We start from the raw sequence: 6,901 nt of genomic DNA on the forward strand, positions 1-6,901 counted from the left end.
CGCATGAATTCGTCCACCCAAACGTGTCCGGCTTCGGTGCGCTCCAGTTTGAGTGCATCGGGGAGCGGACCCCGTGGACGCTGGTCGGGCTGGATGTAGACGGCCGTGGCATCGATCTGGCTACTGTCTTCGAACACGACGGCGCGGACGATGCGCCCCTCAACGTCGAGCGCAGCAACGGGCCGCTCGTCCACGGCCACGCCGATGTCTCCGAGCCGCTGGCGCTCATCGCCTGAGACGCCGCCGGGACCGCAGCAGAGTGTGACGCGATCCGTCCAGCCGAGGAGGAGGCCGGAGAGATGAACGCCCTTCTCACCGACGCCGAGCACGGCCGTCGGACGCCCCCTCAGCTCGAAGCCGTGGCAGTACGGGCAGTGGACGATCGTCTCGCCCCACGCCTCGGCCACCCCAGAAAGGTCGGGTAAGAGGTCCTCAACGCCTGTGGCGAGGAGGAGCCGTCGTGTCTCTATCTCGGTCCCGTCCGACAGTTGAACGCGGACGCCGTCTTTATCGGCATCGGCGTGCACCGCTTCTCGCTCCAAAAAACGCGCGCCGTAACTCTCGGCCTGCGTGCGACCGATCCGGCGCAGCTCTGTAGGCGAGGCGCCTTCGCGCGTGAACACATTGTGGCTGTGCGCGGCGGGCGCATTCCGGCCCGGCCCGCCGTCAAGGACGAGGACATCACGCCCGGCGCGGGCAAGAACAAGGGCAGCGGTCAGACCAGCAGGACCGGCGCCGACGATCAGCACGTCGGTCGTCATGGCGAACCCCCTCGAATATGGGTGCTGAGTGAGCGGACGAGGAACTGAACTATGACACACATTAATACTTACCACAGTGTGTATCAAGCTGGTTGTCCTCAACGTCTATCTTTCTGCTTCCCTTCGAAACACGCTCTCTTGAGATACGGCTATCGACATCCCCATTCGGGGTTGGTCTGAGTCGATCGCGTTGTGCGGCCTGAATGTATCCGTAGCCGTGGCATTCTTGGGCAAAATAAAGAAGCCTGATGCCCCCCTTGCAGCACCAGGCTCCTCAGACGTGCGTCGATCTGTTTGCTTTACATGTACAGCACCCTCACCGGGTGTCTACGCTCCGTCAATTCGGGGAGTAGGGGAGGGAGCTGTGATGGAGAGCGATTTTCAGGTTTCCGTCCTCATCCTTGATGTAGCCAAACGAGTACTCCACCTTGGTCTCATTGCCGTCGGTACCGGTGAAGAAGTAGTTGCCCATTGCCATGGCCATGTCGCCGTCGCTGTCAATGACGGTGCCCTCGTTTTCCCAGCGCACATCGGTGTAGGGGGCGATAGCAAACCCCTTATCCTCGCTGCCTTCTGTTCCCACGAAATAGCTCAGTGCCTCGTCGAAGTCGCCTCGGAACTGGTCTTCGGCGGCGAGGGTGGGCTTAAAGAGAACGGTTGCGTCGCTGTCGTAGGCGTAGAACTCGCGGACGTGGTCGGCTGCCACCTCGCGGTAGTTTCCGTCCTCTGTGTAGGCCTCGCCAATTTCAACGATGCCTTCCCCCCATGCCTGTTGTGCAGAGGCCACCTCTTGCTGAGTGATCGCCGCCGGGGCGGACTCACTGGCTTGGGTCGTGGGGGCGGAGTCGTCCGCTTGGGCCGTGGAATCAGCATCGCTGCATGCAACGAAAGCAACACTGAACGTAGCTAGAACAAGAACCACAAGATGCTTTTTCATGGGAATATCCGAACTTGGGTTTGTCGAAATAGAACCTCTTGCAGGCGGATCGAACGACCGTTCACTGTAGAGTTTGTCCGGCCTGTATGACGTCCGCCGTGACCTGCCTCATACACGAAGGTTGCACCGCGTACAAGGTCGGGTGTATCGTTTGCAGTGGTGATAGAAATACGCCAGTCGCCCGACTCGTCCCGAGCGAAGCACGCCGTTAAAATGATGTCGACAGGCTGAACTGCACGTCGCGCCCCGGAGAGAGTGTATAGCCCTTATAGGTGTCGAGGAAGTCGCGGTAGGTTTCGTCGAGCAGGTTGCGAACACGGACCGACACGGTGACGGGTACGCCCAGTTGGTTGAACGTGCCTTGAGCGTTGATATCGACGGTTGTGTACGCCTGCGTGGAGGCGGTGCCGAAGGGCGGGCCGAAGCCGGCGTCGAACTGCGAGAACGGCTCAAAGCGTCCCGCAGCATCCTGGTCCAAGACACGATTCGCCGATAGCTCCAGGCTCGGGTTGGTGATGACGTTCGTTCCGGCCGGTACCCATCGCAGAAAGCCGCCGAACCGATTGGCCGGGAGAAGCGGAAGATCGCCCTCATCGGCTGACTCTTCGCCCAGGCCATCCCCCGTTCCCTCCACGATCGCTGTGCTGCCTCCGGCTTGCAGCCAGGGGAGAACGCTCACCTCGAGTTGTGCCTCGATGCCTGAGAGTAGTGCATCGGTCTGGGTCGCTCGGTACACCGGGAGCCCCGACCCATCGGGGTTCTGTGTTTCGCCCGTGTTCGCGAGGTAGATGTAATTGGAAATCGAGTTGACGTAGCCGGTCACCTCCGCCGTCACGCGATCGCGCCGTACCCGCATCGAGAGGTCCGCACTGTACGAACGCTCTGGGTCGAGCGACGGATCGCCGACCTGAAACGCCGCGACCCCGCCGTGTACGCCGTTTGTATACAGCTCGAAGACCGTCGGCGCGCGAAACCCGGAGCTGAGATTGGTCGCCACCGCCAGCCCCTCCCCGAAGGCGTAGCTCGCACCCACGGCGCCGGTGAGCGTGGTGTACGTGTTCTCCAGCGCGTCGGGGTCGGTCGTACGCTCGTTCGGCACGGCGTCGATGGTGCGCAGGTCGAAGCGTCCGCCGAACGACAGCGTCACAGGATCGAGATCCACGTCTTCGAAGATAAATACGCCGGCGTTCCACGTCTCCGCCGAGGGTTGGAGTTCGACCGAGCCGCGCGTATCGGCGTCCTGGTGCTGCACCTCGACGCCGACGGTGCCGCTTATCGGGCCAAGCGCCGCATGTGCGGCCTCCATGCGTGCCGTGTAGATGTCCGTCTTCAGATCCACCGCATAGTCGAACCCGCCAAGCCCGCCGTTATCGCGAATCGTCTGAAGCGTGACGTCCCCTGATCCCGGGGCCGACTGCCGGATGGAGCGTTGCCAGCTCAGGCGCGGCTTGATGACAAACCCGCCTGCGACCAGATTGCCTTTCAGGGCGACGTTGCTATGCTCCAGGTTCTGCCCCAGCCCATCCACAGGTGGATTGTCGGGGTTGTCGTCGTCCGGACCGCCCGTGGGCAGAATAAAGTTGTGCGCATTCTGCCAGTAGTCGCCGTAAAGCTGCACGGTCCCGAAATCGCCCTGCATGCCCACCTGGCCGTAGGTGCTCCACTGCTCGAAACTGGTGAACGGGATCTCGCCGGTATACTTCGGGTCGCCAAACGTGCCCGTGTTCGGGTTCTCACGGAAAAACGTCGGTGCATCCGGAGTGTGGTAGTTGCCGCCAATCCGCCGCTCGGCGCCCACCCGCCATCCGATGTTTCCTTGAGCGGCGTGCAGGTCGAGCGACCCGGCGCGCTCGTTGTTGTTGGTGTAATACTGCGTGGAGGCTGTGCCGCCCACATCGAGCGCCCCCTGGTCGGTGGTGGGGGCGGGCTTCGTGATCACGTTGATGGCGCCGCCGAGGGCGTCGGAGCCGTAGAGGATGCTGCTCGCGCCGCGGACGACCTCAATGCGTTCGGCTTCGCTGGCGTTGGTCGTCGGAAAGTGGCGGACGCCGTACTGGTAGAACTGCTGGCCGATGCCGTCCTTGAGTAACAGAACGCGCGTGCCGGAGAGGCCGCGGAGGACGGGAATGCCCGCCTGCGAGCCGGTCTTGATGGACGAGACGCCGTCGACGTTGTCTCGGAGCAGGTCGCCCAGCGCCGCGCTACGGCTAACCTGAAGTTGCTCGGGGCCCATCACATCGACGTCCTGGGGCGCGCGGAGAGTGGAGCGCGCCCGGGCCGTGCCGGTGACGGTGACCCCGTCGGTCTCCAGCACCCGAGACTTCAGGGTGACGTCGACCGCCTCGGCCTCACCGGATTCCAGCACGACCTCTCGGGCGACTGTTTGGTATCCGACGAACCGAAACTCGATGATGTGCTCACCCAGCGGCAGGCCCGTGATCGTGTACTCGCCGTCCGCGTTCGTCGTGGTCCCTCGCTGTAATGCTGGGTCCACCACCTGCACGCCGGGAAGGGGCTCACCGTCCGGCGTCGTCACCTGCCCTTCAACGGCGCCTCGGTTTTGCGCGACTGCGGGATCCGCAAGCAGAGCGGCGACGCACAGAAGAGAAAGAGTCCAGATCACGAGACGGTGCGTGCTCGCAATGTGTTCGACAATCGATGGAAGAGCCATAGGGGTGGCAGGAGGGGGGATAAAAAGGACGATGCGAACGAGTAACAGACCGGCGAGAAAGAGGGCTGATCAGGCCGGGACGCCGTCGAGATCCCAGGCCGGAAATGCGTCAGGGATGGATGCCGGATCGGCGTGGTAGCGTTCCACTTCATCAATGGACATGAGGCAGGCATCAAGGCGTCGCCGGAGATCGGTCTCGTCCATGTCGACGCCGATGAAGACAAGCTCCTGTCGGCGATCGCCGTAGTCGTCGTCCCAGCGGTCCATGATGCGCTGTTCCTGCTTGGGGTCGTCTGGCCAGTGTTCCTCTGGCATGGCCGCCCACCAGTACCCCGCGGGTTCGTGATTGCGAAGGCGCCCTGCCTGCGACATCTCGCCAACGATGGCGCTGCGTGTGCCGAGCCAGAAGAAGCCCTTCGCGCGAATCACGCCCGGCCAGTTGCCCTGAAAAAAGTCTCCGAACCGCTGTGGGTGAAACGGCCGCCGCGCCCGGTAGGTGAAGCTCGTGATGCCGTACTCCTCGGTTTCCGGGACGTGCTCACCTTCGAGCTCTTTCATCCACCCCGGCATGCGCTGCGCAGCGTCGAAGTCGAACATGCCGGTTCCGATAATCCGGTCCAGTGCAACCTCCGAGTGCTGCGTGGGGATGATGGTCGCGTCGGGATTGAGCGTGCGCAGCACATCGGTGAGAAACGCGACGCGCTTTTCGCTGACGAGATCGGTTTTGTTGAGGAGAATGACGTTTGCAAACTCGATCTGGTCGACGAGCAGGTCCACGAGGGTGCGCTCATCCCCCGGCCCGGTGTCTTGGTCTCGATCGGCGAGCAGGTCCGTCGAGTTGAAATCGTCCGTGAAGCGGTCGGCGTCCACGACCGTCACCATCGTGTCGATTTCGGCAACATCGGAGAGCGCGTGCCCGAACTCATCGGACAGGTCGAACGTCACGGCCACGGGCAACGGCTCCGAGATGCCGCTCGACTCAATGACCAGGTGATCGAACCGCCCGGCGTCGGCCAGCTTCTTGACCTCAACGAGCAGGTCCTCCCGCAGCGTGCAGCAGATGCAGCCGTTCGACATCTCGACGAGGTTTTCTTCAGCCTGTACAAGATCCGACTGCTCCTCGACGAGCGACGCGTCGATGTTCACGTCGGCCATGTCATTCACGATCACGGCCACGCGCAGACCGTCGGCATTGTGCAGAATGTGCTGAAGGAGGGTCGTCTTCCCGGCGCCGAGGTAGCCAGAGAGAACGGTGACAGGGAGTTTACCACGCATGGTGCCAGCAACAAAAGGGGAGGGGAAACGACGACGGCGCCGATTTAGCACGCAGGTTGACCGCATGCACGATGTCGGCGCCAGTTGAGCATGTGCCCGGCAATCAGGAGCGCGCTTCCCATGACGGTGCCGATGCGCTCGCCGGCGGCACCCCACACGTCATGCCCCCACCAGGCACCGACGAGAACGAGAAAGCCGAGCCCGAGCAATACGGCCGTTGTGACGTGCCCCGTGCTCCGGGCCCGGTGGAGCGCGCCGACGAGGACCGGTATCATGAGCGTGAGAAGCACCGGGTGCACCCACGTGTGTACTGCTTGAAGTGTGGGCCACAGCGGCAAGAGCGACAGCGCCACGGGCATCGCGAGGCAATGCAATGCACAGAGCCCGGACAGGCCGATGCCGACGCGGTCCCAGTCGAGCCAGCGAGAAAGCATTTGCACAGAGAGCATGGCGGGAGAGCGGACACCCAGTTATACACATGATCGTGTGTATAATCGTATGTCCTGGCCCGCGGTCATGCAAGGGTTATTCCGCTAGAACCTCGTAGCGCATGACTTCTTCACATATTGCGGTGCTCGGCCCACCTTATTCCGATGGCTGTCGCTGCGGTCGAGGTAGACGGACACCGCGGCTCCACCTCGTCCCCATCTGCTCGCGCCTGTTGTGTCAGCCGCTCAGGTCGCCCGCCAAACAGGTTCTTACGGATCGACCAGGGTCCATCCTGGATGTTTTGTCCATCAAGCTGTAGGGCGTTCTTCTGCACATGTGGGGCAATCCAGCCAGGATTCCGACGGAATGTGATCGAGAGCGTCGGGGCTCGCTCCACGCTCGAAGACGGGGCGGAAGAGCACGTCGCCTTCTCTATACTCGATGCCACACGAGTGGCAGGCAGCTTCCTCTTCGAGGCGCACGGGCGAATATCCGGTGATCACCCACCCATCATGCCCTGCATGAGAAGCAAGGCTTTCAAGCGCTGCGCGCACCGTCCGTGATTTGTTTCCCTGGTAGTAGCGATCTGCCAGTGATTCCAGAAGGGATACCGCGTCGTCGTCGAGGGTGAAGTTCAGTCGTTTCATGAATGGACGGATTCTCGAACTGGAGACAAAGAAGGCGGGTGTAAATCGGCGTGTGTGCTGTAATACACACGGACGGACCGAAACCGATCCAGGGACAGAACAGAAATGAGGTGGATGCCCCGGCGGGGACGGATCTCTGGGTCGCCCATCGCATCGAATCCGCAGGTTCGAATCCTGCCGG

Annotated in this window: 6 protein-coding genes; all 6 read right to left on the reverse strand. The window is 62.4% G+C overall.

From position 1 onward, the window contains the following. Positions 1-761: NAD(P)/FAD-dependent oxidoreductase (locus tag ACFCU0_RS13615; protein ID WP_434974227.1), on the reverse strand; the 761-nt coding region annotated here is incomplete at its 3' end. A gap of 337 nt (positions 762-1,098) precedes the next feature. Beyond that, on the reverse strand, positions 1,099-1,698 hold the full coding sequence (locus ACFCU0_RS13620; protein WP_434974228.1) for a phosphoribosyl-AMP cyclohydrolase: 600 nt from the start codon (positions 1,696-1,698) through the stop codon (positions 1,099-1,101). 208 nt (positions 1,699-1,906) lie between these two features. Then, a complete protein-coding gene (locus ACFCU0_RS13625; protein ID WP_434974229.1) occupies positions 1,907-4,369 on the reverse strand; it encodes a TonB-dependent receptor in 2,463 nt (820 codons plus the stop codon). A gap of 69 nt (positions 4,370-4,438) precedes the next feature. Continuing rightward, complete coding sequence (locus tag ACFCU0_RS13630; protein WP_434974230.1) at positions 4,439-5,644, reverse strand: GTP-binding protein; 1,206 nt, start codon at positions 5,642-5,644, stop codon at positions 4,439-4,441. A 44-nt stretch (positions 5,645-5,688) separates the two neighbouring features. Continuing rightward, positions 5,689-6,093: a MerC domain-containing protein gene (locus ACFCU0_RS13635; protein WP_434974231.1), complete on the reverse strand. Its 405-nt coding sequence runs from the start codon at positions 6,091-6,093 to the stop codon at positions 5,689-5,691. 288 nt (positions 6,094-6,381) lie between these two features. Continuing rightward, positions 6,382-6,720: a hypothetical protein gene (locus ACFCU0_RS13640; RefSeq protein WP_434974232.1), complete on the reverse strand. Its 339-nt coding sequence runs from the start codon at positions 6,718-6,720 to the stop codon at positions 6,382-6,384. Between the last annotated feature and the right edge of the window lie 181 nt (positions 6,721-6,901).

This window comes from Longibacter sp. (assembly GCF_051155795.1).
Classification (GTDB): Bacteria; Bacteroidota; Rhodothermia; order Rhodothermales; family Salinibacteraceae; genus Longibacter.

Excerpts from the sequence above, each read along its gene's own strand:
- ACFCU0_RS13640 (WP_434974232.1), bottom strand. The coding sequence starts at position 6,720 with ATGAAACGACTGAACTTCACCCTCGACGACGACGCGGTATCCCTTCTG.
- ACFCU0_RS13620 (WP_434974228.1), bottom strand. The coding sequence starts at position 1,698 with ATGAAAAAGCATCTTGTGGTTCTTGTTCTAGCTACGTTCAGTGTTGCT.
- ACFCU0_RS13625 (WP_434974229.1), bottom strand. The coding sequence starts at position 4,369 with ATGGCTCTTCCATCGATTGTCGAACACATTGCGAGCACGCACCGTCTC.
- ACFCU0_RS13630 (WP_434974230.1), bottom strand. The coding sequence starts at position 5,644 with ATGCGTGGTAAACTCCCTGTCACCGTTCTCTCTGGCTACCTCGGCGCC.
- ACFCU0_RS13635 (WP_434974231.1), bottom strand. The coding sequence starts at position 6,093 with ATGCTCTCTGTGCAAATGCTTTCTCGCTGGCTCGACTGGGACCGCGTC.